The 23,252-nt window shown below is 51.4% G+C and carries 17 protein-coding genes; 15 read left to right on the top strand and 2 right to left on the bottom strand.

The genetic code is table 11. The features are described from left to right. The first annotated feature begins 71 nt into the window (after positions 1 to 71). The 3 genes from ACFO4L_RS15100 (at position 72) to ACFO4L_RS15090 (ending at position 4,632) form a co-directional block, all read left to right on the top strand. Positions 72 to 1,652, top strand: coding sequence for a PucR family transcriptional regulator (locus ACFO4L_RS15100; protein ID WP_377910499.1), 1,581 nt, complete (start codon positions 72 to 74; stop codon positions 1,650 to 1,652). Positions 1,653 to 1,858: 206 nt separating this feature from the next. Continuing rightward, positions 1,859 to 3,169, top strand: a complete 1,311-nt coding sequence (allB, locus tag ACFO4L_RS15095) for an allantoinase AllB (RefSeq protein ID WP_377910498.1) — start codon at positions 1,859 to 1,861, stop codon at positions 3,167 to 3,169. A 2-nt stretch (positions 3,170 to 3,171) separates the two neighbouring features. Further along, positions 3,172 to 4,632, top strand: a complete 1,461-nt coding sequence (locus tag ACFO4L_RS15090; protein ID WP_377910496.1) for a YfcC family protein — start codon at positions 3,172 to 3,174, stop codon at positions 4,630 to 4,632. Positions 4,633 to 4,837: 205 nt separating this feature from the next. On the opposite strand, the gene ACFO4L_RS15085 is transcribed toward ACFO4L_RS15090, so the two are convergent. After that, positions 4,838 to 5,758, bottom strand: coding sequence for an ROK family protein (locus ACFO4L_RS15085; RefSeq protein ID WP_377910495.1), 921 nt, complete (start codon positions 5,756 to 5,758; stop codon positions 4,838 to 4,840). Continuing rightward, on the bottom strand, positions 5,755 to 7,212 hold the full coding sequence (locus tag ACFO4L_RS15080) for a glycoside hydrolase family 1 protein (protein ID WP_377910494.1): 1,458 nt from the start codon (positions 7,210 to 7,212) through the stop codon (positions 5,755 to 5,757). Before ACFO4L_RS15080 ends, ACFO4L_RS15085 begins: the two co-directional genes overlap by 4 nt. Before the next feature lie 255 nt (positions 7,213 to 7,467). On the opposite strand from ACFO4L_RS15080, the gene ACFO4L_RS15075 reads away from it, so the two are divergent. From ACFO4L_RS15075 to ACFO4L_RS15020, 12 genes are all read left to right on the top strand, one after another. Further along, complete coding sequence (locus ACFO4L_RS15075; RefSeq protein WP_377910493.1) at positions 7,468 to 8,490, top strand: LacI family DNA-binding transcriptional regulator; 1,023 nt, start codon at positions 7,468 to 7,470, stop codon at positions 8,488 to 8,490. Between the two features lie 11 nt (positions 8,491 to 8,501). Then, positions 8,502 to 9,104 (top strand): YesL family protein, encoded by a 603-nt coding sequence (locus ACFO4L_RS15070; RefSeq protein WP_377910492.1) that lies wholly within the window; start codon positions 8,502 to 8,504, stop codon positions 9,102 to 9,104. Positions 9,105 to 9,330: 226 nt separating this feature from the next. Beyond that, complete coding sequence (locus tag ACFO4L_RS15065; RefSeq protein ID WP_377910491.1) at positions 9,331 to 10,671, top strand: ABC transporter substrate-binding protein; 1,341 nt, start codon at positions 9,331 to 9,333, stop codon at positions 10,669 to 10,671. 201 nt (positions 10,672 to 10,872) lie between these two features. After that, entirely contained in the window at positions 10,873 to 11,748 is an 876-nt protein-coding gene (locus ACFO4L_RS15060; RefSeq protein ID WP_377910569.1) for a carbohydrate ABC transporter permease, read from the top strand. Beyond that, positions 11,748 to 12,587: a carbohydrate ABC transporter permease gene (locus ACFO4L_RS15055; RefSeq protein ID WP_377910490.1), complete on the top strand. Its 840-nt coding sequence runs from the start codon at positions 11,748 to 11,750 to the stop codon at positions 12,585 to 12,587. The genes ACFO4L_RS15060 and ACFO4L_RS15055 overlap by 1 nt, the downstream gene beginning before the upstream one ends. Positions 12,588 to 12,668: 81 nt before the next feature. Continuing rightward, on the top strand, positions 12,669 to 15,806 hold the full coding sequence (locus ACFO4L_RS15050) for a hypothetical protein (RefSeq protein WP_377910488.1): 3,138 nt from the start codon (positions 12,669 to 12,671) through the stop codon (positions 15,804 to 15,806). A 21-nt stretch (positions 15,807 to 15,827) separates the two neighbouring features. Continuing rightward, a complete protein-coding gene (locus tag ACFO4L_RS15045) occupies positions 15,828 to 19,085 on the top strand; it encodes a carbohydrate binding domain-containing protein (RefSeq protein WP_377910487.1) in 3,258 nt (1,085 codons plus the stop codon). Positions 19,086 to 19,421: 336 nt separating this feature from the next. Continuing rightward, on the top strand, positions 19,422 to 20,621 hold the full coding sequence (locus ACFO4L_RS15040) for an MFS transporter (protein WP_377910486.1): 1,200 nt from the start codon (positions 19,422 to 19,424) through the stop codon (positions 20,619 to 20,621). Positions 20,622 to 20,642: 21 nt separating this feature from the next. Then, positions 20,643 to 21,197 (top strand): GNAT family N-acetyltransferase, encoded by a 555-nt coding sequence (locus ACFO4L_RS15035; protein ID WP_377910484.1) that lies wholly within the window; start codon positions 20,643 to 20,645, stop codon positions 21,195 to 21,197. A 35-nt stretch (positions 21,198 to 21,232) separates the two neighbouring features. After that, positions 21,233 to 21,859 (top strand): GNAT family N-acetyltransferase, encoded by a 627-nt coding sequence (locus tag ACFO4L_RS15030; RefSeq protein ID WP_377910483.1) that lies wholly within the window; start codon positions 21,233 to 21,235, stop codon positions 21,857 to 21,859. 37 nt (positions 21,860 to 21,896) lie between these two features. Next, the gene (locus tag ACFO4L_RS15025; RefSeq protein WP_377910481.1) at positions 21,897 to 22,769 is read left to right on the top strand and encodes an immunoglobulin-like domain-containing protein; all 873 of its coding nucleotides are present in this window, start codon (positions 21,897 to 21,899) and stop codon (positions 22,767 to 22,769) included. After that, complete coding sequence (locus ACFO4L_RS15020; RefSeq protein ID WP_377910480.1) at positions 22,766 to 23,206, top strand: GNAT family N-acetyltransferase; 441 nt, start codon at positions 22,766 to 22,768, stop codon at positions 23,204 to 23,206. Before ACFO4L_RS15025 ends, ACFO4L_RS15020 begins: the two co-directional genes overlap by 4 nt. Positions 23,207 to 23,252: the final 46 nt, after the last annotated feature.

Raw genomic sequence — 23,252 nt, 5'->3', positions numbered from 1 at the left:
TATGTCTAATAATAAAGAGGAAAGCAGCAAACCAAGCAGTTAGAATATCTGACATAAGGGTGTGAAAAAAATTGGATGTAAACACATTAAGAACAAAATCCCAGCTCGGAAAAGGCGAAATGGCAGACCTGCAGGCTGATGGTTCGGTAGAGGTGCGTTCTGTGAACATGATGGATGCTCCCGATATTGAACGCTATTTAAAACCGGGACAGCTCCTGCTTACTACCGGCTATTCACTGAAAGATGAACCGGGCAGACTGACTGACTTAATCCGCCACATGGCTTCGGTAGGCTGTGCTGGTCTTGGTATCAAATCTACAAGGTTTTTAGGGGGCTTGCCGCTCGAAGCGATCCAAGCTGCAGCTGAGGAAAGGCTGCCTTTAATCGACTTACCAGAAGAAATTGCTCTAGGTGACCTTGTCCACGAGATCATGGCCCTGATTTTACAAAGTAAAGAAGCCGAGCTCCGGGAATCGAAGCAGTTTCATGAACGACTCAGCAAGCTGCTGCATCAGGAGGATGGCTTAACACTTGTTATGAGGGAGCTGGAACGAAAGCTGCAGGGGGATGCCGTTTTAATGGATGGTATGGGCCAGCTGCTTTATCTGCGGCACGAAGCTGATGGCCCGGTTGTCCGGGCGCTTCGTCCCGAACCGCCGCTTACAAAGGAAGGGGTGAAAACAGAAGGGTGGACCATCTATCCAATAGAAGCCGGGCATGGCAGAAACGGGTATTTTTTCATCCGGCATTCAGGCCGTCTGTATGAGATAGATACGCTGCTTCTTTCACAGGCTGCTAATGTAGTCTCGTTTGAATTGTTAAAGAGGCAGGCGCTGCAGCAGCATGAACGCATGATGAAAAACGCCTTCTTTAATGATGTGTTGGAACGAAGGTTTCAAACAAATGCAGAAATCATGTCCCGGGGAAGGTACTACGGCCTTCAGGAGGACCTGCTTTACCTTTCTGCTGTCGGTCAGGCAGGATTGGAGAGACCTGGAAGCAGCGAAAAGGAGATGTACGAGCAGCGCAATCGAATCCAGGATTTACTGGAAGAAGCACTGCCGGAACAGCTTTCGCATTATGTGTTGTTCACAAAAGGCGGTCTCTTCGTACTATTAGCGGGAACGCCGTTTTATCACGAAGAAGTGGAGCAGCAGTTTACCGATACATTGGCAGATATTCAGACGATGGTGAAGCGGGCTCTCCACACCGACCTTTCCTTTGGGATTGGGAGCGGAGCCTATCAGCTGACTGATTTACCAAAAACGTGGCAGGATGCTGTAGAAGCTCTGCATGCTGGGATGCATGCCTATAATGGACCATTTATTCAGTCCAGTCGAACAAAGGGAATGCGTCAGCTGCTTGCGATGATCCCGGAAGAAAACCGCCAATCCTTTATTCAGGCTGCGCTCCAGCCACTGCTCAGCATGGAAAATGAAAAAGAAAAAACAGGACTTTTGGATACGTTGGACAGCTATCTTGCCAGTCAAACGAACATTGCGAAAACCTCGGAGATGCTTGGTGTGCATCGCAACACGGTCTTGTTTCGACTAAAAAAATGCAGAGAACTTTTAAATCGGGATATAAAGGAAGAAACCGCTTCCTTAGAGCTTCGCATTGCCCTGTACCTGCTTGACTTTTCAGAAAAATAAATTAGTTCGTCAGGAAAGCTGACACTTGCATCATACTTATGAAAAAGAACAGATAAGCAGAAGCGTCCGTTATAACGACGGTGTTTCTGCTTTTTTATTGTGCATTCATGCTAATAAACAGCCAAGGGGTTAGATGCTGTGCATAATGATGGAGACCTTGCCTCGGATTAGACTGAACTCATTCACTTATTCAGGAGGCGTACACGATGAATTACATTTTACGGAGGGCAGCCGTTCCGACAGAGCATGGCTGGCAGCAGAAAGATATTGTGATCTCAAATAAATCGATTCGTGCTATTTCTCCGCCAGGGAGCGAGTCCGGAGAAGGAATGGATGCAAAAGGACTGGCAGCTTTCCCAGGGCTGATAGATGTGCACGTTCATTTAAATGAGCCGGGACGCACAGACTGGGAAGGGATGCACTCCGGATCTAAGGCGCTTGCGGCGGGCGGTGTCACCACCTATTTTGACATGCCGCTGAACAGTGCGCCGCCGACATCCACCGCAGCGAGGCTGAAGCAAAAGCAGCAGCTGGCTGAAGTAAAATCCTGTATTCCCGGGAGATTCTGGGGCGCACTCATGCCGACAAGCGTGGAGAGCCTCCAGGAGATGCACGAAGCAAGAGCAATTGGATTTAAAGCCTTTATGTCGAGAGCCGGCACGGATGATTTCCATCACGCAGATGATGAAACGCTCTTGAGGGGCATGGAGAAGATCGCTGCATTGGGCAGTATTCTCGCTGTGCACGCTGAATCGGATCACTTGATCAACTGGCTGACCACGAAAGCGAGGGAAGAAAGCCGTGAATCAATGAAAGATTATGAACAGACAAGACCGATTCAGGCCGAGGTAGAAGCGGTGGAGCGCGTGCTGCTCTATGCCGAATGGACGGGCTGCCGTACTCACATCTGTCACATCAGCTCAGGAGCAGCTGCAGAGGATGTCCGGCGGGCAAAAGACCGCGGAGTGGCAGTGACTGCTGAAACGTGTCCGCATTATTTAAGTATTTCTCTTGAAGAAGCGGAAGAGATCGGGACGCTTGCGAAATGTGCACCGCCACTGAGAACAGAGGCTGAGCGGGAAAAGCTCTGGCAGGCGCTGGAGGATGGGACACTTGATTTAATTAGCTCAGATCACTCGCCGGCGCCGGCTGCCATGAGAGATGGAACGGTTTTACGTGCCTGGGGCGGAATCGCAGGTGCCCAGCAGACGATGGATGTCCTGCTGACAGAAGGGTTGTATAAACGGGGAATCAGTCCGCAGCAGCTGATTCAGTGGACGCACACAGCTCCGGCCGCTATTTTTGGTCTTCATGAGAAAAGAGGACTGACGGAAGGTTCGTCTGCGGATATTACCCTGGTGGATCTGTCGATCAGCAGAGAGCTTCGTGAAGCAGAATTGCTCCAAAAGCATAAGGAAAGTCCTTATATCGGAAGAACGTTTCGAGGGAAAGTTGTATGGACGATGGCAGTTGGACAGATTGTGTTTGAAGCAGCAAAACAAGGGGAGAGGATGTAACCATGGCAAAGCGAGCAGAAGAGTTGAAGCAATATAATGATACGCAGGAACAGATGGGCACGGAGCCTGAAGAAAGCGGGTCTAAATGGCGTTTTCCGCACATTTACGTGCTGCTTGTTATGTTTATCGCATTAATGAGCCTTGCCTCGTATGTGATTCCAGCGGGGGAATATGAGCGTATAGACGGACCGGCTGGACAGGAAATGATTAATGCGGAAGAATTCAATTTTATTGAAGCAGCTCCAATCGGACTGATGGACTTTTTGACTGCTGTACCAAACGGATTGATTGATGCAGGACCGGTCGTCTTCTTTACCTTTATGATCGGCGGCGTCTTTATGGTCATGCATGCAATCGGACTGATTCAGTTTGGCGTTGACCGGCTGACGAGGAAATTTATGAATCGAAAAGTGCTCATTATTCCGGTGCTTGTCGTGTCGTTTGCTTCAATCGCCGCTTTTGTCGGAACCCCGGAATTAAGCCTGTTGTACGTGCCGATTTTAATTCCGCTGATGATTCAGCTCGGCTACAATAAAATGATGGCAGCGGCGGTCGCCCTTATTGCAACCTCCGGAGGCTTTCTTGGATCGATTACCAATCCGGGAACAGTCGGGCTCTCGCATCAGCTTGCAGAGCTTCCGATGTATTCCGGTGCTGCGTATCGGGCACTCGTGCTGTCAACGATTATTCTGGCAGGCGTATTGTTTTTAATCTGGTATGCTAAAAAACTGGAGCGCAATCCGGAGCTTGTCGAAGAGGACCGGCAGGAGTTTGAGGAAAAGGGAGGACTTGAGCAGGAAGGACCGGTGGAGCTGTCGCTGCGCGGACGTATTGCCGGGATCGTTGCGATTTTGATGTTTATCGGCATGATCGTCGGGGTGCTGACGTTCCGCTGGGATTTCGTACAGTTGGCAGGTTATTTTCTTGCTATGGGGATTGTAGTCGGAATTGTCGCCGGCCTTTCCGGGGACAGGCTCAGTGAAGCGTTTAACGATGGTTTTCGTCAAGTGCTCATGGGCGCGATGATTATTGGAATTGCCAGAGGGGTAGCAGTAGTTATGGAAGAAAGCCAGATCATCGATACGATTATCTTCGGGCTCTCAACGGTCGTCAGTCAGCTGCCGCAGTCGGTTACGATTTTAGGGATGCTTGGATCACAAGGGTTTTTCAATTTCTTTGTCCCATCTGGAAGCGGCCAGGCACTGATTACGATGCCGATCATGATTCCGCTGGCAGATTTGGTTGGGACCACTCGTCAGACGGCGATTCTTGCTTTTCAGCTTGGAGACGGTATTTCCAACATTCTCTTTCCAACCTCCGGTTACTTTATGGCAACGATTGCCGCTGCGGGAATTTCCTGGTGGAGATGGACGAAGTTTATTTTTCCACTGCTCATTGCCTGGACGATCATAGGGTCTGTGTACCTGCTGATCGCTCACAGCATCGGCTGGGGTCCGTTTTAAAACGATGCAGATAAGCCTTCGGCGTGGTGCCGAAGGCTTGTTTTGACCGCGCTCGTGAATATCTAATGCTGCTTTTGCCTCAGTGTTCCAATCGCAGGTAGTTGTGCAGCTTTCGCCAGCCGGTAAGTTGTTTTTGAAAGGGCGCCCTCTTCAGTACAAAAAAGCCCGTCCGGAATAGAATCCGGCCGGGCTTTCATCATGATTTTTACAGGCTTAATCGGCCGGCGTCTTCCAGTTTGGCATACTTCAGCTTGTGATAGGCAACGGCGCCGATCAGGCCGGCGTCGTTTTTGAAACGGCACGTGTCCACTTCCGTTTGAAACACACGGTCAACGTAAGCCAGCTGAGAGCGGATTTCACTTAGAAAGGCCGGGCGTGCTGTGATGCCGCCGCCGATCAGCACCTTCTCCGGGTTAAGGACAGATACAATATTGTAAATGCCGACTGCGAGCGTCTGGTAAAATGCATCTACAATCTGCACGGCTACCGGCTCTCTCCGGTCATAGGCTTCAAAGACGCGCTCTCCTGTGACGTCAGCGAACGGCAGATCAAGATACTTGGCATACTGTTCCCGTACAGTCGTCATCGAGGCGTTGCAGCTGAGTCCGTCATATTCGGGGCTGCTGCTGTGAATGCCGTGGGTGATCATAAAGCCGAACTCGCCGCCGCGAAAAGCATGGCCGCGGTAAAGCTGATCATTTAAGAAAAGCGCGCCGCCGATTCCGGTGCCGACAGTCAGGCAGACAAAGTCTTTCAGGTCCGTGCCGTGACCGAGCCATTTTTCTGCGAGAGCGACACAGTTCACATCGTTCTCGACAGAAACGGGAAGACGGTGTTCCCGTTCAAGCGCTTCCTGGAGATTAAAGTGGTCAAATGACTTTACGGCTCCACCCATTTCAATGTATCCGGTCTCCGGATGAATGAAGCCGGGGGCGGATACAGCGACACCCTGCACGCGTGCGCGGTGCGTGCGGATGACGTGATGAATGCCGTTTAAAATCGTTTCACCGCAGCCGTGATTTGCTGCAAACTGTCCTTTCTCTGCAATAACTCCGTGAATGTCGACGAGGCCCCATTTGACGCTCGTACCGCCGATATCAAAGGAAGCAAATAGATGCTGGTTCACTGGCTGTTCACCCTGCCTTTCCAAAGGTTGGCTCCATGCTGCTGAATCGTCTGCTGGTACCAGAAAAAGCTTTTCTTTTTAATCCGTTCCAGACTGCGTGCGTCGTTTTCATCCCGGTCAATATACACGAAGCCATACCGCTTCTGATAGCCGTTCAGCCAGCTGAGCAGATCAGTAAAGGACCATGTGCAGTACCCGATAACATCCACGCCGTCCTGGAGGGCACTGCCAATTTCGCGAAGGTGGGCAGCCAGGTAATCAATTCGGTAGTCATCATGAATTTCCCCGTCCTCCAGCTTATCAAACTCTCCGAGGCCATTTTCCGAAATAAGAATAGGAAGACCGTAGCGGCTGTGGATACGGCGCATGCCGATACGCAGTCCTGTCGGATCAATTTCCCAGTCCCAGTTCGTCGTATCGAGGTTCGGGTTGCGGATCGTCTTAAACAAGCCTGGAACGCCGGAATCAGAGGACGTTCCCTTTTTACCGGTAGTATTCATCTTTCCTTCGGAAATGCCGTCCAGCGGATTACGTTCCACGGTCGTCGTCTGATAGTAATTAATGCCCATGAAATCAGGGCGTCCGAGACGAAGCAGCGCCATGTCACCTTCCTCTATCTCCGGAGCCTTGCCTTGCCGCTGCAGGTGCTCAAAAATGGTTTCCGGATAGCGGCCCCATGCATATACGTCCATGTACCAGTGATTCATCATCTCTTCCGCATTTTCAGCCGCGAGCACGTCCTCCGGATGACTCGTATAGGGATACACCGGACTTAAGGCAAAGCTTGGACCGACCTGTCCGTTTGGCACGAGCTCCCGGAAGGAGGCAATCGCCTTGGCATTGGCAAGGTTTGCGATATGATTTGCTTGGAACATGCGCTTTTCGTCCTTCACCCCTGGAGGATGAATCCCGGAGCGGTAGCCGAGGCCGATAAAAATATTCTGTTCATTAAGCGTCACCCAGTATTTAACGCGGTCCCCGTAGCGTTTAAACAGCGTCACGCAGTAATTATGAAAGTCATCGATGATACTGCGGGATTCCCAGCCGCCGTATTCATCCATGAGTGCCTGCGGCAGATCCCAGTGATAAACGGTTACGATCGGCTCAATATTGCTGGCGAGAAGCGTATCAATCAGCCGGTCGTAAAAGGCAAGCCCTGCTTCATTTGGCTCGCCGCGTCCCTCCGGAAAAATGCGTGTCCATGCAATCGAGAAGCGGTATGCTTTCAATCCCATTTCTGCCATGAGACGAACATCCTCTTCCATGCGGTTGTAATGATCGACAGCGGTATCGCCGTTTGTATCTTTATAGGTCGTACCTGGCTGCTTCGTGTAGACGTCCCAGACGGATGGCCCTTTTCCGTCCTGATCCCAGGCACCTTCAATCTGATAGGCAGCAGAGGCAGAACCCCATAGAAAAGACGTTGAAAAAACCGGCTGTTGCGGATGATACATAGCTAATCCCCTCCAGAATAATTAGAGCGCTTACCGAAAACGGTTTCGTAACTTGAGTATAAAAGAGAGAACTCTCCATGTCAAAGGATTTTCCAGTAAAGGCATGAACCTTTATCAAAAGAAAATACCGTTGATTTTCGAAAAAATATAAAACGGTTTCGTTGGTGCGGTTTTTCTTGATAGAAAATGATATGATGGAGGCATCGATACAGAACGGCGGAGCAGCAGGCTGCCGTCTGAAAGGGAGCGTCAGCAATGAAAATGACGATTAAAGAGATAGCGAAACTTGCAGGAGTATCGCAGGCGACCGTATCTAAAATCATTAATAACTATGATGATGTCGGGGCCAAAACGAAGGAACGGGTGCTCGGCATTATGGAAGAGTACGGCTATCGGCCTTCCTATGCCGCCCAGTCACTCGTGAAAAAAGTGACGAAGGTGATCGGCGTCATTTATGCTGGTAAAATCAACGCGAATTTTAATCATCCGTTCTTTGTGGATGTGATGAGCACCTTTAAGAAAACGATGGGGATGGAAGGATATGACCTGCTTTTCTTCTCAAACGAACAGTTCCATAAAAACGACGAAAATTATTTAGCCCGATGTCAGCATTATAACGTAGACGGCTGCATCATTATTGGCGGAGATGAAGTGGAACCGTCCGTTTATGAACTCGACCAGAGCGACATTCCGTGCATCGGGATTGATCTGACGCTCACCGGCAGCCATTCCGGCTACATTATGACGGATAACGCGAAGATATCAGCGCTTGCAGTCGAGCATTTTTATATGCTGGGCCAGCGTGAGATCGGCTTTATTGGAGGGAAACAATCGTCGAATATTTCACGTGAACGGCTCGAAGGGTTCCGGGACGTGATGCAGACTTACGGTCTTCCGGTAAAGGAAAATTGGATTCGCTACGGTGATTTTTTTGAAGACAGCGGCTATGAAGCAATGAAAGAGCTGCTGAAGCTTGACCACGTACCGAAATCTGTTTTTGCTGCTTCGGATTTGATGGCGATGGGAGCGATGCGTGCTGTGAAAGAGCTGCACGGGTCGATTGACGATTTTTCCATCATCGGCTGCGATGATATTACAGCCTCTAAACATACGGATCCACCGCTGACGACAGTAAAACAGGATAAAGACAAAATCGGGCGGATGGCAGCGTATATATTGAAAGATATGATTCACGATCAAATTGAGCGGACGGCGGTCAAGGTTGAACCGGAGCTGATTGTGCGGTCTTCCTGCGCGCCGGGCAGGCGGGTCCGCTAGGGGGAACACCGATGAAAATGATTGAACGGACGACGGAATGGATTTACCGCCTGGCCCTCTTAAATCTTTGCTGGATTTTCTTTACGCTGCTAGGGGGCGTCGTGCTCGGCGCCGGCCCGGCTACTGTGGCACTTTATGGAGCGTTATCCGATCAGGTACAGGGAGAACGCGGCAGCAAATCGCTGCCCGCGCTCTTTTTTCAGTATTATAAAGCGCATTTTCTGCGGGGGAGTCTGCTATTCGTCGCGGCCGCGGGCTTATCTGCGTTAGTAACGCTGAATGTGTATACCGCGTTTCGCATCGAAGGATGGGCGGCGGGCCTTTATCTTGGCTTTGTGCTCTTTTTAACGGTACTGGCGGCGGTCTTTGTCTTCTATAGCTTTCCGCTGCTGGCGATTGGCGGGGAAGGGATCCGCCGTACGATTATGAAAGCCTATCTGTTTGCGTTTTATGCACCGGCCTTAACATTGTCAGCTTTTCTCGCTGCAGGTGCAGTCTGGTACATGGTGTACGTGTTTCCGGTGCTTGTTTTCTTTTTTGCGGTCAGCGCGCCGGCAGCAGTGGTAACAAGAATCCTGCTTTATCTCCAGGAGCACCTGCAGAAGCGGATATAATTTTCAGAAAAAAAATTAAAAAGAAAGCGTTGACATTTTAATTAGCGCGCTATACAATTGCCTTACGAAACCGATTTAGTAAATTTATCTGACAAACGAACAAGAAAAAGCTGAGCGCTGAAAATGCCGGCTTCTCTCTTTTTTGAAATTTACGAAACCGGTTTAGGTACTAGCGTCAGGTTGTGTTTTGGTTGGTTTTCATACTTGAATCAAGGGGGATTTTATGATGAAAAAAGCAAGTGTATTGACGGCTCTTCTTTCTGTGACAGTTCTGGCAGCCGCCTGTGGTGGAAACGATGAAGATGCGCAGGCAGATAACAGCAACGCAAGCAATGCCAGCAATGAGGTGGCAACGGAAGATGAGGAAGCAGAATTAACAAGCCTCGGATCAGAGGATGCAGACGTTGAGCTTTCATTCTGGCTGTTTGGTGCTACTGGCTATCCGGAGCTCGCTGAAGAGTACGTTGAAGAAAATCCAAATGTAAACATCACCTTCCAGGAAATCGATATGGAAGACCACCATAACAACCTGTTTACAGCATTATCAGCCGGAAGCGGCGCGCCGGACATGGCAGCCATTGAAGTATCTGAAATTGACGGCTACAAAGGCGCTGAAGACCGGTTCCACAACTTATACGATCTCGGAGCAGAAGAAGTCGAAGAAGACTTCCTCGACTGGGTTTGGGAAGTAGGCTCCAGCGTTGAAGGTGACTTCCAGTTTGGACTTCCGACAGATATCGGACCGACTGTTATGTTCTACCGTGCGGACATTTTCGAAGAAGCAGGACTTCCAACGGAGCCTGAAGATGTCGAAGCAGAAATTCAGACGTGGGATGACTACCGTGCGGCATCGGATCAGGTATTAGAGGAAGCTGGCGTACCGATGGCAGGAAACCCGGAAACAGTTTACAACGCAAAGCGTGACCAGGCTCCGGAGCAATATTTTAATGAAGAGGACGAGCTGATTCTCGACTCTACTCCTTACGTGGAGGGTGCATTCTTTGATACATCCGAGATGATTGAAGACGGTCATATTGATAACTATGGCATGTGGACGCCGGAGTGGGGCGGCGCGATGGACGACGGCGGTTACGCAACACTGCTTGCACCAGCCTGGATGCAGGGTGTTATCAAGGACAACGCTCCCGACCAGGAAAACTGGAGAGTTGCGGCAATGCCTGAGGGCGGCGGTAACTGGGGCGGATCGTACATCACGATTCCTGAGCAGTCCGAGCATCCTGAAGAAGCGTACGACTTCCTGACGTGGCTTCTGGCACCGGAACAGCAGCTGAAAGCATTTGAAAACATGGGTCTCTTCCCATCTGCACCGGCAGTATACGAAATGGAAGAATTTCAGGATTACTCCGATGACTACTTCGGCGGACAGAACACCGCTCAGGTATTTGCGGACAGCGCTCTTGAAAACGAACACGTGCATAAGGGAGCTCAGTACGGCGATGTAAACTCTGAAATCCTTGCAGGTCTCGATAACGTCTATGACGGCATCGATCCGGAAGAAGAGTGGGAAGACATCCTGACACGGGTGGAACAGAGAATTTCCAGATAAGCTGCATGCAGAAGAGGGGGAGCGTGGCGTTCACGCCATGCTCCTTTCTGCATCCGGGCAGCTGCAAGGAGGAACAGCATAATGTCTGAAGCGGTCAGAAAGCAAAGCGGGCCAGGTCATCAGCCGCCGGCAGAAACATCTAATCAGCCTCCGTCTCCGCAAAAGCCAAAAAAGAGACGGATTTCACAGAAGCACCGGGATATGGCTTCTGGCTATATGTTCATTTCCCCATTCTACTTATTGTTTGCCGTGTTCGGCGTTTTTCCCATTCTCTTCAGCTTCTACCTCGCTTTTTTCCGGTGGGACGGGCTTGGGGACATGGAATTTGTCGGACTGAACAATTTCAACATCATTTTCAATGATCCGTTATTCTGGAAGTCGCTGTATAACACCATCATCATCGGGCTCATGGGAACGGCGCCTCAGCTTATCGTCGCCCTGCTGCTCGCCTTTGCCCTGAACTCGGCGCTGATCAAATATCAGAGCATCTTCCGGCTTGCAATCTTTCTGCCGTATGTAACATCTATCGTTGCAGTGGCCATCATTTTCAGTGTTATTTTCAGCAACCAGGATTCCGGGCTGATCAACTCGTTCCTCGGTCTGTTCGGTATCGAGCCAATCACGTGGACTCGTTCCGAATGGGGCGCGAAGGTTGCCATATCAGCGATGATTTTCTGGCGCTGGGTCGGCTATAACACGATTATTTATCTGGCAGGGATGCAGGCGATTCCAAAGGACCTGTATGAAGCTGCCAAAATTGATGGTGCATCGCTGCGTCAGCAGATCTGGCACATTACGATTCCAATGCTGAAGCCGTTCATTATTTTCACGGTTTTCACTGCTACAATCGGTGCGCTGCAGATCTTCGCTGAGCCGCACATCTTCCAGGGACGCGGAGGCCGTCCGGAAGGGATGAGTATCGTGTTGTATCTCTACCGTGATGCGTTCGGTAGCAACTTCTTTGGAACCGCTTCTGCGACAGCGATCGTGCTCTTCTTTATCATTATCATCTTCTCAACGTTAAACTTGTATTTCGCTAATAGAATCGGTCGTTCCAAGAAAGTGGAGGTGAAGTGATGAAATCGGAAAAGCAGAAACAGCGCACAGGTAAAATCCTGCTTTACATCGGTCTCGGAATTGTGTCACTTGCCTCTCTCTTTCCGTTTTACTGGATGTTTGTCATGGCGACAAACCCGAATAATTTAATCAACCGCAACCCTCCGGTAGCCATACCGGGAAGCGAGCTTATTTCGAACTTTCAGAAGGTAACGGAGAGCATTCCGTTTTTCCAGGCGATGATGAACTCGCTGATCGTGACGACGACGATTACAATCGGGGTGCTGATTCTTTGCTCACTGGCAGGCTTTGCGTTTGCGAAGCTGCACTTTCCGGGCCGGACGCTGTTGTTCGTCTTTATCCTCGGAACGATGATGATCCCGCCGCAGCTCGGCTTGATTCCGACGTACTTTATTATCACGGAACTCGGCTGGCTCAGTGATCTGCGTGCGGTTATCGTGCCGGGTCTGATGAACGCTTTCGGGATCTTCTGGATGAGGCAGTACATTTCAAGCGCTGTGCCGGATGAACTGCTCGAAGCAGCCAGAATCGACGGGTGCTCCAACTTCCGGATTTACTGGAATATCGTTGTACCCGTTATTTTGCCGGCTTTTGCAACCCTCGGTATTATCGTGTTCATGGCCATCTGGGGAGATTACCTCTGGCCGCTCGTCGTGCTGCAGGATCAATCAACGCATACGATTCAGGTCGCTTTGCGATCCCTTATGGATGACAGGGTGCGCGACTACGGCATGATCCTGTCCGGAACCTTCTGGGCAACGGTACCGCTGATTGTTGTGTTCCTTCTGTTCAATCGGTTATTTATTAAGAGTATTACAGATGGAGCAGTGAAGAGCTGACGTATGGTGTGAAAAAAGACAGGTGTGAAGGCGCCTGTCTTTCTTATTGCCAACATGACTTAGAAACGCTGGAGGAATCACATGTACAAGCTAAATGACGATCATTCATTTTCGATTATGGACTACCAGAAAAAAGCGCCTTTCTCGAGCTTTCTGCCGGGACTTGCCGGGGAGGAAGGGATCCCGATCTGGGCGTTCTATGTGAACCGGGGGCAGGGAATTGTCAGCTTCGGCACGCAGGATAAAAACAACGCGGTATTGGAATTTATGCCGGCTGATAAGGCGTATCGAGACGTGTATACGCACGGATTCCGAACGTTTATCAATCTTGTGGAAGGTGACAAACGCACCTTTTTGGAACCGTTTTCGGCCTATCCTGCTGAACATGAACAGATGGAGGTCGCACAGAACGGGCTGAAGCTTCAGTCAAAGGGAAACGACGTTGAGGTGGAGGTTGACTACTTTGTGCTTCCGGAATCGGCTTCCGGGGCGCTTGTACGCCGCCTGCAGCTGCGAAACGTGAGCGGACGCTCCCTCCAAATCGAGGCGGCAGACGGGATGCCGGCCGTTCTGCCTTCCGGCGTGGACCACGTTCCGTATAAGGAACTCGGCAATACGCTGAAAAGCTGGTTTGACGTGCTGTATACGGAGAGCGGCACACCGTTTTATCAGCTGCGCGGCAGTACTGCCGACAGCTCGGAAGTGTCCTCTGTGGAAGCTGGGAACTACTACTGGAGCCTTGTCTGCCGTGGAAACGAAGAAGAGCTCGGGAGCAAGCTGACAGAGCGCTCGCGCTTGTTCGGAACGGATACGTCGCTTCAATTTCCGCAGCATTTCGTAAGTGGCTCGGTGTTTACGAAGCTTGGGGATGCTCAGCAGACGACGAATCAGGTATCCTCCGGCTTTACGCTCGTAAGCGGTGAGCTCGCAGATGGAGAAGCCTGGGAGGTTTGGAGCGTCTCCGGCTGTGCCGATTCGATTGAGCTGTTGGAAAAGACAGAAAAGCACTGGGACAGAACCTTTCTGCAGCAGTGCAGCGAGCGTGCGGAGGCCATCGCCGAAGAAGTAACAGCGCCGGCCGCTGCTGCAACAGGTGAAAAGACCGTCGATGCATACACCCGCCAGTGCTACCTCGATAACGGGCTGCGCGGAGGATTCCCGCACGTATTCGAATCCGAAGCTCAGCGTCATGTTTACTACTTATTTTCCAGGAAGCACGGCGATCTGGAGCGGGATTACAACTTTTTCTCGATCAGCCCGACCTTTTATTCACAGGGGAACGGCAACTACCGGGATATTAACCAGAACCGCCGCATGGATGTCTTTTTCGAACCGGAAGTGCGAGACGCAAATATTCATCAGTTTATGAGTCTCACGCAGCTGGATGGCTATAATCCGCTCCACGTTAAAGGCGTGCTGTTTCATCTTCCGAAGGGAGCAGACGTCCTCAAGCGCTTTGCAGACAGCCGTCAGGCGGCAAAACTGCTTCAGGACGGGTTTACGCCCGGAAGCGTCAAGCATCTGCTTGAGAGCGGCAAACTGTCGTCTTCCGAATCGTTCAGCGAGCTGCTTGGCTACATGCTGGACGAAGCGGAAGTGTCGTACGAAGCGGACTACGGTGAAGGCTACTGGACCGATCACTGGACGTACAACCTGGATTTGATCGATGCGTTCCTCAGCGTGTATCCGGACAAGCAGCACGACTTGTTCTTCGGGCGCAGCTATCCATTTTTCCGCAGTCCGGCGGTCGTCGTACCGAGATCAGAAAAATACGTGATGACAGCGAACGGCTTGCGCCAGTATAAAGCAGTGCGCGTGGATAAAGACCGCACCGGCAAATGGGAGCAGACGACTGACGGAGGCCGCTACGAAACAAATCTGTACGGGAAACTCCTGCTGCTTGCTGCCACAAAGGCAGCGAACCTGGCTCCTTACGGCTACGGGCTGGAAATGGAAGCAGACAAACCGGGCTGGAACGATTCATTAAACGGACTGCCGGGCATGATCGGGTCCTGCACAGCAGAATTGTTTGAGCTGAAGCGCCTGTTTTACCTGCTCAGGAAAGCAGACGGAGAGGCGTCACTGCCTGAAGAGGCAGTTCGCTTCATCGACGGACTGTGTAAGGACGCAATAGCCTTTTCCCTCGATTCGATAGCGCTTTGGCACGCGTTTCACGCTCGCAAAGAGGCTTACCGGCAATCGATTCTGGACGGCGTGAGCGGAGCGGAGAAGCGGCTTGCTGCTGCTGAATGGAACAAGAAGCTGGAGCCGCTGCAGCAGCTGATCGACGAGGCGGCAGAAAAAGTGAACGAGCCGGAACTTCCGGCAACGTACTACTATTTTGAGGCTGACATCAGCAGCCTTCCAGAAGACCTCACCGAGCTCGACGTCACACCGAGGGCGGTAGCCCCTTATTTGGAAGGCATCGTCAAATCGATGAAAATGCGTGACTCGCAGGCGGATCAGAAAAAGCTCTATGATGCCGTGAAACGCTCCGGGCTGTATGATCAAAAGCTTGGTATGTACAAAGTTTCCGGGCCGATTGGAGCAGAGCCTGCAGAAATCGGACGTGCAAAAGCCTTTACGCCGGGCTGGCTTGAAAATGAATCCGTGTTTTTGCACATGGAATATAAGTACATGCTTGAAGTGCTGCGTTCCGGTATGCATGACGCTTTCTTCGATGACGTTTCGACTGTATGGATTCCTTTTCTCGATCCGGATGTATACGGCCGAAGCACGCTCGAAAACAGTTCCTTTATTGCAAGCTCTGCCAATCCGGATCCTGCCCTGCACGGGCGCGGCTTTGTCTCACGTCTGAGCGGAGCAACCGTTGAATACCTGCACATGTGGATCCACATGATGACAGGGCCTGCCCCGTTCCGCATGCAGGACGGCGAGCTTCGTTTACAGCTGGAGCCGGTGCTGCCAAGCTGGATGTTTACAGAGGACGGCACTGCCTCGTTTACGTTGTTTGGAAGCTGCAGCGTGACGTACCACAATTCATCAGGGAACGCAACATTTGGTGAAGGGTCTGTGCAGCCGGAAGCATATATCGTGACGTACCGTGACGGAAAAAGCAAGACCATCACTGGGAGAAGTCTCGGACAACAGGAAGCAGAGGCTGTCCGCAGCAAAGATATTACATCGGTGGACGTCTATCTGAAGCCGCCCGTAAACACGGAAGCGCAGTCAGCATCAAGTGTGAATCACAGCAGCTAACTTTATTTTGGGAGGGATTGGATGAAGAAGGGACTCGTATTTACTGCAGCAGCAGGACTGGCAGGGGCTGCCCTGCTTGCACTGCCACAGGAAGGGAAGGCGGACAAAGAAGACTGGTCGCTTATCTGGGAAGACAAGTTTGAAGGGGACACGCTCAACGAAGACAACTGGACGATTGATATCGGCAATGGCTTTGAAGATGCTAACGGAAACTGGGTTCCAGGCTGGGGCAACGAAGAGCTTCAGTCGTACCAGGAAGACAACGTAACGGTAGAGGACGGCGAACTGATTCTCGAAGCACGCGAAGAAACCGTGTCGGATGAGCGCGGTACCTATGACTACACGTCCGGAAAAATCCACTCTCAGGGGAAGTTCAGCCAAAAATATGGCAGGTTCGAAGCGAAGATGAAGCTGCCGGAAGGTCAGGGCTACTGGCCGGCCTTCTGGATGATGCCGGAAGATGACGTCTATGGCGGCTGGGCAGCATCCGGTGAAATCGATATTATGGAAGCAGCGGGCGGACGCACGAATAAAATCGGCGGCGCCATTCATTACGGCGGCGAATGGCCGCAAAATACGTACACAGCTAGGGACTACTACTTCCCGGAAGGCACCGATATTACCGACTACAATGAATATGCGGTGGAGTGGGAGCCTGGGGAAATCCGCTGGTACGTGAACGACGAGCTGTATCAGACGCTGAACAACTGGAGCAGCGTCGGGGCGGGAAATGCAGAAAAGTTTTCGTATCCGGCTCCGTTTGATCAGGAGTTTCACCTCATTCTGAACCTGGCAGTCGGCGGCTGGTACGGCGGAGATCCGGATGAAACGACCGAATTTGAAGGCCAGGTGAAAGTGGACTACGTCCGTGCTTATGAGCTGACGGGCCGTGACTACATGGAGCCGGTCGAACCGGAATTCGAGCCGGAAGAGCTGCCGGAAGGTGCGAAGGAAGCCATTGATGGCAACTACATTTACGATACGTCCTTTGCAGAGCCGTTCCGCACCATTTCGACAAACGCTGAATTGGAAACAGAATGGACGAAGGACTACTGGAACTTCGTGAAGCTTGGAGAGTTTAACGGAGACGGATCGGTAACGGCAGAAGAGGTCGACGGGGAGTCTTTTGCGCGCGCATCCATTACGAGCGGAGGCAGCCAGCCTTACTCTGTCCAGCTGATTCAAAATGTCACGCTTGCTGAAGGACGCTGGTATGAACTTTCCTTTGATGCGTTTGCAGCAGCCGACCGGACGATGAATGTCAAAATCGGTGGTGGACCGGAGCGTGGGTACACAGCTTACTCCCCAGCACGTGATTTTGCACTGACGACCGAAAAGCAGCGCTACACGATGGCTTTTCAAATGCAGCATGAGAGCGATGCGCTGGCTCGCCTCGAGTACAATCTCGGCCTGAATACAAGCGATGTATGGATCGGCAATCCGGTGCTGAAAGAAATAGATGCCGCAGATCCATATGATGAAATGGCACCAAAGCAGCCGCTTGCGAACGGCAACTTGATTCATAACGGCACCTTCGATCAGGGACGCATGGATCGCATGACACACTGGCTGCTCGATACAGAAGGTGCAGAAGCACAAGCGTCTGTTGATGCAAATCGGCGGGAGCTGGATCTGCAGATTGCCGATGGCGGGACTGAGCCGGAAGCAGTTCAGCTGAGCCAGTACGGGCTTTCGCTGCAGCAAAATGCAGAATACATCCTTTCCTTTGATGCCCGGGCGGACGAAGAGCGTGAGCTGACCGCTGCACTCATGAGTAAAGATGGCAGCGAGGAATACGGGCGTACGACGCTGGAGCTTGGAACGGGTATGGCAACGCATGAAGCAGTTTTCTCAATGGAAGGAGAAACGAATCCGGAAGGCCGTCTCGTCTTTTTGGCAGGCGGAGCTGATACGGATATAACACTTGATAACGTATCGCTGATGGGCGAAGGAATGGCCCTGCCACTCGATGAATTGACGATGGAAGAGCGTTTTCCGCTGCTTAACGGTTTCTTCCTGCGAGGCACAGAAGGATGGACCACGCACGTGCAGGGAGACTACGGCGATTCATCTTCTGCAGGCTCGTTTGCAGCTGCAGATGGGACGGGTGTTTTTACGGTAGAGCATACTGGCGCGAATCCGTGGGATGTCCTGCTTGCCCAGGAAGAGCTGAAAGTCCTCCAGGGTCAGGAATACACGATTCAGTTTGATGCACGTTCAAGCCTCGACCGATCAATCGGCGTCATCGCAGAAAACAGCAGCTACGAGCGTTCGTTTGATGAGAAAGCAGAACTGACGAACGACTGGCAGACGTATACGTATACGTTCACGCAAGGATCTGACGGCGAGCTGGGGCTGAAATTTCTGCTTGGCACGCTTGAAGGAAGCGACGCCATTTCGGAAGCGCATGACGTGGAATTCACCAACGTTTACTTTGAAGTAAGCGGAGCGCGTGAGCAGCTGTCACCGCTGCGAAACGGCTCATTTGAATCCGGATTTGATGGCTGGAACACGCACCTGCAGGGAGACTTTGACGGTGATTCTGCCGCTTCTTTCACAGCTGACGACGGCGAGGCCCGTATTGACGTCAGCAACACAGGCACGAATCCGTGGGATATACAGCTGTTTCAGCCGGATCTGGAGCTGAAAGACGACGTTTCCTACACGCTGCAGTTCGATGCAGCATCGACGGTTGACCGGAAGCTTGAGGTGGCGATGGATGCTGGTGAGGCTGGCGGTTATTACCGATTCGGAGAAGACGTTGTAGAGCTGACAAATGAGATGCAGACGTATACACTTGACTTTACGATGACCGACGACTCGAACCTGCTGCTGATTTTCATGATGGGTGCAGTGGACGGCACTGTGATCAGCGAGGGCCACACGATTACGGTCGACAATGTAGCGCTTATTAATCAAGATGCAGCGGCATTTTTCGATGCACGCAACGGTAAGCCGGAGACAGAGGAACCGGCAGAACCGGCAGAACCGGAAGAGCCGGAAGTACCGGCCGACTGGAAGGCTGACATTGCAGCGCTTCAGGAACAGACAGCTGCTTATGCAGAAGACGGTGCGGTGACAGGACCGCTGCGCAATCAGCTGGCAAATACAGTGCGTCAGGCACTGCACCATGCTGAAGCAGATCGCACAGATCAGGCGGTTTCCTTTATCGAGCGGTTTGCAGAGCGGCTCCATTCCAACCTTGGAGAGCGCCACGTAGAACCAGAAGCGAAAGAAGCACTTTTGGAACAAATCGATGTTATTCTCGAACAAAACTAAAGCACTAGCCTGAAAAGACTGACTGGATGCCGGCATCGCCGGCCCGGCCGGTCTTTTTTTAGCGGAGCGATGCTAAAATTGTTTGGCACCCCGTTAAGTGACGTTCGACGAGCACGCTTTTGTGCAGTTTTTTACCGCCTCCAGCTAGCTGGAGCATGACTCAGCTTCCTTCGTGTCATCCTATTGCTCATGCAAGAATAAGGCAAATGCTTAAAGGAATTTTCTGCCACTTGTCGAATCAAAGAATAAGTACAGAAATCTGAAAAATGGGGGCAATGAAATGTAATACAACCTTTATCGCAGAGAAAACAGAATACGGATAAAGGTGTGACGAAAATGCTGATAACAGAACGATCATTTTTGATAATGTGGATCGGCCAGCTTGCGACTATTTTTGGGAACCGCTTCAGTGAAATTGCCATTCCGCTTATTGTGCTGCAAGTAACTGGATCACCTTTGCAGGCTGCATTGGTAGTAATCTGCTCTCAGGCTGCTCCGTTACTGCTCTCTCTTCCCGCGGGGAAATGGGTGGAGCATCGCCGCAAACGTACGGTGGCAATGTCGGCTGAAGCGGTCAGTTTTTCGGTGATGAGCGTATTTACACTGGCTGTGCTGTTCGATCAACTCACCGTATGGCTGCTTGGGGCGGGCTTATTCATGATTGGCGCTGCAGGACTTTTCTTTCGTGTTTCCTTTGGAGTACTTGTGCCGCAAGTAGCAGGACGTAGACGTCTTGTCGAAGCACACGGGTGGTTCGAAGGAGCAGACGCGCTCAGTACGTTTGCGGGACCGGTTTTAGCTGGCGTGATTTTATCAGCGTATGGCACGGCTGCTGTGCTTGCGGTAGATGCAGCCACCTATGCTGTTTCGTTTTTGGGTATCGCGTTTCTAACCTTGAAGGAAAAGCCGGTTTCGAAAAAACAGCTCTCAGATGAGTCGCTGTTTGCAGGCTTACGTATGCTTATTTCAGACGGGCGTCAATCGTTTATTACGATCCAGCATATTGTATTAAATAGTACGACGACCGCTGCCGTGCTGCTCGTCATTATATATACGAGTGAATCGCTTGATTTTGAAGCATGGAAGACAGGGGTCATTCTTTCAGCAGCAGGAGCAGGAAATATTGCAGCGGTTCTCATGCTGCGGATCGTCAGTCGTATTGCATGGAACAAGCTGTTCGGTACGCTTATGCTTCTGGCAGCTGGAGGGATGTTCGTCATCAGCTTAACAGACAACCTGGCTTTACTTGCTGCAGGTATGTTTGTATTTGATGGTGCGCTCTCCATGGCGTTTGTGTTGAATGGATCCGCTCGAACAGCGGTGACAGCTGATCACCGACTCGCACGTGTTCTCGCTGGCTCCGCCTTTATAAGCGGGGCGGCTGCAATAGCCGGAAATGCGTTTGCAGGCAGTATATCCGAATGGTATATACCGCAGGGCGGCTTGATAGGGCTCTGTCTTCTACTTACAGCCAGCGCATGCTGCAGCCTTCTGTTTCGGGAAGGCTCTTCACCGGTGCAAGAACTGAAACCATAATGATGAAAGGATGAAAACAACGTGTTCTCATACGAGATAGATAATGATATCGTACTTGAATTAGTGGCGGCTAAGCATACTGCTGATCTGTTTAACCTGACCGTTTCGGATAAGGCCTACCTTGGGGAATGGCTCCCATGGGTCGACCAGATCGAAAAAGAATCGGAAACGGCGGCGTTTATTCAAAGCAGCAGAAAACGGTTTGCCGAACAAACTGCACTTGACGCAGTCATTTTGTACCGCGGGGAAACTGCAGGGATTGCAGGGTTCAATCGAATCGATACGACAAACGGAGTTGCTTCTGTCGGCTACTGGCTCGCTGCAGCGTTTCAAGGAAACGGAATCATGACGCGGACAGTTCGGGCATTGACGGATTATGCATTCGAAGAGCTCTCGATGCACAAAGTGGAGGTACGCGCAGCGGCCGGAAATCAAGCCAGCAGGTCGGTCCCGGAACGTCTCGGCTTTAGCGAAGAAGGAACGATTCGAGAGGTGGAAAAACTTCGCAGCGGCCGGGTTGATCATGTTGTGTATGGCATGCTGAAGCGGGAATGGGATGCGGCTGGTAACGAATGAGCGCTGCGCCATGCCCGCTTTGAGGAGGAATGGAGATGGAACAGCTTCCTGAGAAAAACCTGTTTATGGTTTGTCATGACCCGAACCGGAAGGCCTTTGCGGCATTTCCTGACGCCGTCAGCGTCCGGTCGATGCAGGCCGCTGACCTGCAGGCGTGGATGGCTATGCCATTTGATCATCCGATGGACGCTGAGGCGTACCGTCCGTATATGGAGGAGTACGTTGAGCGTGTGTATGGTGCCGATATGGACCGTTTCTTCAGGCAGACGGCGATTGTTGAAGATGGAGAGCAAATGATCGGTGTCTGCACGAGGTGGAAGGCGTACGGGAAGCTCGACACCGTACATTGGCTGAAAACAGTTCCGGATTGGGAAGGGCGCGGAATTGGACGAGCGCTGATGACGCAGCTCCTTGAACGGGCTGAGCTGCCGGTATATTTGCACACACAGCCTGAAAGCTATCGTGCAGTCGGCTTGTATACAGATCTCGGCTTTCAGCTGATGGAAGGAGACCGTTTCGGTACGAGGCTCAATCACCTGGAAGAAAGCCTTCCTTACCTGAAAGTGAAAATGAAGCCGGAGCTGTACGCGAAGCTGCAGGTAGTAAAGGCTCCAGCTGCTTTTGTAAACATAATAAGAGAGGCTGAAACAGAAGAGTTTTAACAGCGTCTTTTGAATAAAAGAGAGAGGAATGACGCCTATGCGTAAAGCAGGGTTTGGAATGGTGCTGCTTTTGGCCGCCTGCGGATCAGGAGAATTGAGTGCTGAAACAGAATGGGAAGAAGGGCACGGCGAATTGCCTGAGGCCATCGAAAGTGAATTCGCTCATGAGGAAGACATCCTCGCCTGTCTGCGTGAGAACGACTTGAATCATGGCGCGGATTTCGGTGGAGTACCAGAACCAAAAAAGCTTACCGGAGAATGGTTTCTGCATGATGGTGCTGGTATTTTCGGCTACGGATGGCCCCATGGAACGATGCCATCCGGAACAGCGTACGAAGTGGTCCTGTTTGAGCATGAAGCGGAAAGTGTGGATGTTGATCGGGAGCTGGAGCTGAAGGTAATGGATTACAGCAGCTGTGAAGCAGGAGAAACCATTGTACAGGAGCGTATCGGGATCGGCTCATTCGATCAGAAGAAAACGTTCTTTTCCGGTGATATTCCCGGACCGGACGGCATGCTCTATCTGTCAGAACTGAGCGTGCTTCATCCTGACACCAGGGAGACAGAGGATACGCTGAGCGGATTTATCTTGACCGCACCGAACGAAATTGGAGCAGCGCTGTCGTATGAGAACGATGCAATGATTCTCAAAAACACCGGCCCTGTTCCGCTTGTGACAGGGAGCAATTATACGGTCGAAAAGCGTGTTAACGAGACGTGGCGCACCGTACCGACTGAGCAGGCGTTTACAAATGAAGCTATTGTTATTGGCATTGGAGAGAGCGTGGAAGAGCCGGTAGAGCTTCCGGAGCTGACAGCGGGAGAGTACCGCCTCGTCAAGCAGGTCCATCCCGATGGTTTTACCGATGAGGGCATACTGGCCGTGCCGTTCGAGGTGGAGCGGCCATGAAGGTTCAGGTGACAGAAGAGGCGGACGAGGCACTGCTTGCTCGTTTGGAGCCGTTATACCAGCGTGTGTTTAGCGACGTCCGAACGCTTCAGGAAAAAGCAGCTGCAAAGCCTGCTCTGCACGTTACAGCAGCCTGGGAGCGTGAGACTCTCATTGGATTTAAGATCGGGTATAGGACAGGAGCAACGACGTTTTACAGCTGGCTTGGAGCGGTCGATCCGGACCGACGCCGGGCCGGAGTTGGCAGCGCACTAATGAGAGGTCAGCATGAAGCGCTCAGGAAACAGGGGTATATAAGCGTCTGCATGAAAACGATGAACCGCTGGCGCGGAATGTTGATCCTCGCATTGAAGCACGAATTCTTCATCACCGGCACAGAAGAAGGAGAAAAAGGGTTAAAAATAGTGCTGGAAAAAGTGCTCACTGAACGTTCATAACAGCTGGCAGACATATAAATAAAGAGGCTGTCCCTATGTATGAGTC

It is taken from the genome of Bacillus daqingensis (assembly GCF_042654445.1).
Taxonomy (GTDB): domain Bacteria; phylum Bacillota; class Bacilli; order Bacillales; family Salisediminibacteriaceae; genus Alkalicoccus; species Alkalicoccus luteus.
The sequence above is the reverse complement of the archived record's forward strand: the minus strand, read 5'-3'. Positions and strand labels throughout refer to the sequence as shown.

Bases quoted from the DNA above. Each gene is read 5' to 3' on its own strand.
- ACFO4L_RS15065 (WP_377910491.1), top strand. From the start codon at position 9,331: ATGAAAAAAGCAAGTGTATTGACGGCTCTTCTTTCTGTGACAGTTCTG.
- ACFO4L_RS15030 (WP_377910483.1), top strand. From the start codon at position 21,233: ATGGAACAGCTTCCTGAGAAAAACCTGTTTATGGTTTGTCATGACCCG.
- allB (WP_377910498.1), top strand. From the start codon at position 1,859: ATGAATTACATTTTACGGAGGGCAGCCGTTCCGACAGAGCATGGCTGG.
- ACFO4L_RS15080 (WP_377910494.1), bottom strand. From the start codon at position 7,212: ATGTATCATCCGCAACAGCCGGTTTTTTCAACGTCTTTTCTATGGGGT.
- ACFO4L_RS15060 (WP_377910569.1), top strand. From the start codon at position 10,873: ATGGCTTCTGGCTATATGTTCATTTCCCCATTCTACTTATTGTTTGCC.
- ACFO4L_RS15040 (WP_377910486.1), top strand. From the start codon at position 19,422: ATGCTGATAACAGAACGATCATTTTTGATAATGTGGATCGGCCAGCTT.
- ACFO4L_RS15045 (WP_377910487.1), top strand. From the start codon at position 15,828: ATGAAGAAGGGACTCGTATTTACTGCAGCAGCAGGACTGGCAGGGGCT.
- ACFO4L_RS15070 (WP_377910492.1), top strand. From the start codon at position 8,502: ATGAAAATGATTGAACGGACGACGGAATGGATTTACCGCCTGGCCCTC.
- ACFO4L_RS15075 (WP_377910493.1), top strand. From the start codon at position 7,468: ATGAAAATGACGATTAAAGAGATAGCGAAACTTGCAGGAGTATCGCAG.
- ACFO4L_RS15050 (WP_377910488.1), top strand. From the start codon at position 12,669: ATGTACAAGCTAAATGACGATCATTCATTTTCGATTATGGACTACCAG.
- ACFO4L_RS15055 (WP_377910490.1), top strand. From the start codon at position 11,748: ATGAAATCGGAAAAGCAGAAACAGCGCACAGGTAAAATCCTGCTTTAC.
- ACFO4L_RS15090 (WP_377910496.1), top strand. From the start codon at position 3,172: ATGGCAAAGCGAGCAGAAGAGTTGAAGCAATATAATGATACGCAGGAA.
- ACFO4L_RS15020 (WP_377910480.1), top strand. From the start codon at position 22,766: ATGAAGGTTCAGGTGACAGAAGAGGCGGACGAGGCACTGCTTGCTCGT.
- ACFO4L_RS15025 (WP_377910481.1), top strand. From the start codon at position 21,897: ATGCGTAAAGCAGGGTTTGGAATGGTGCTGCTTTTGGCCGCCTGCGGA.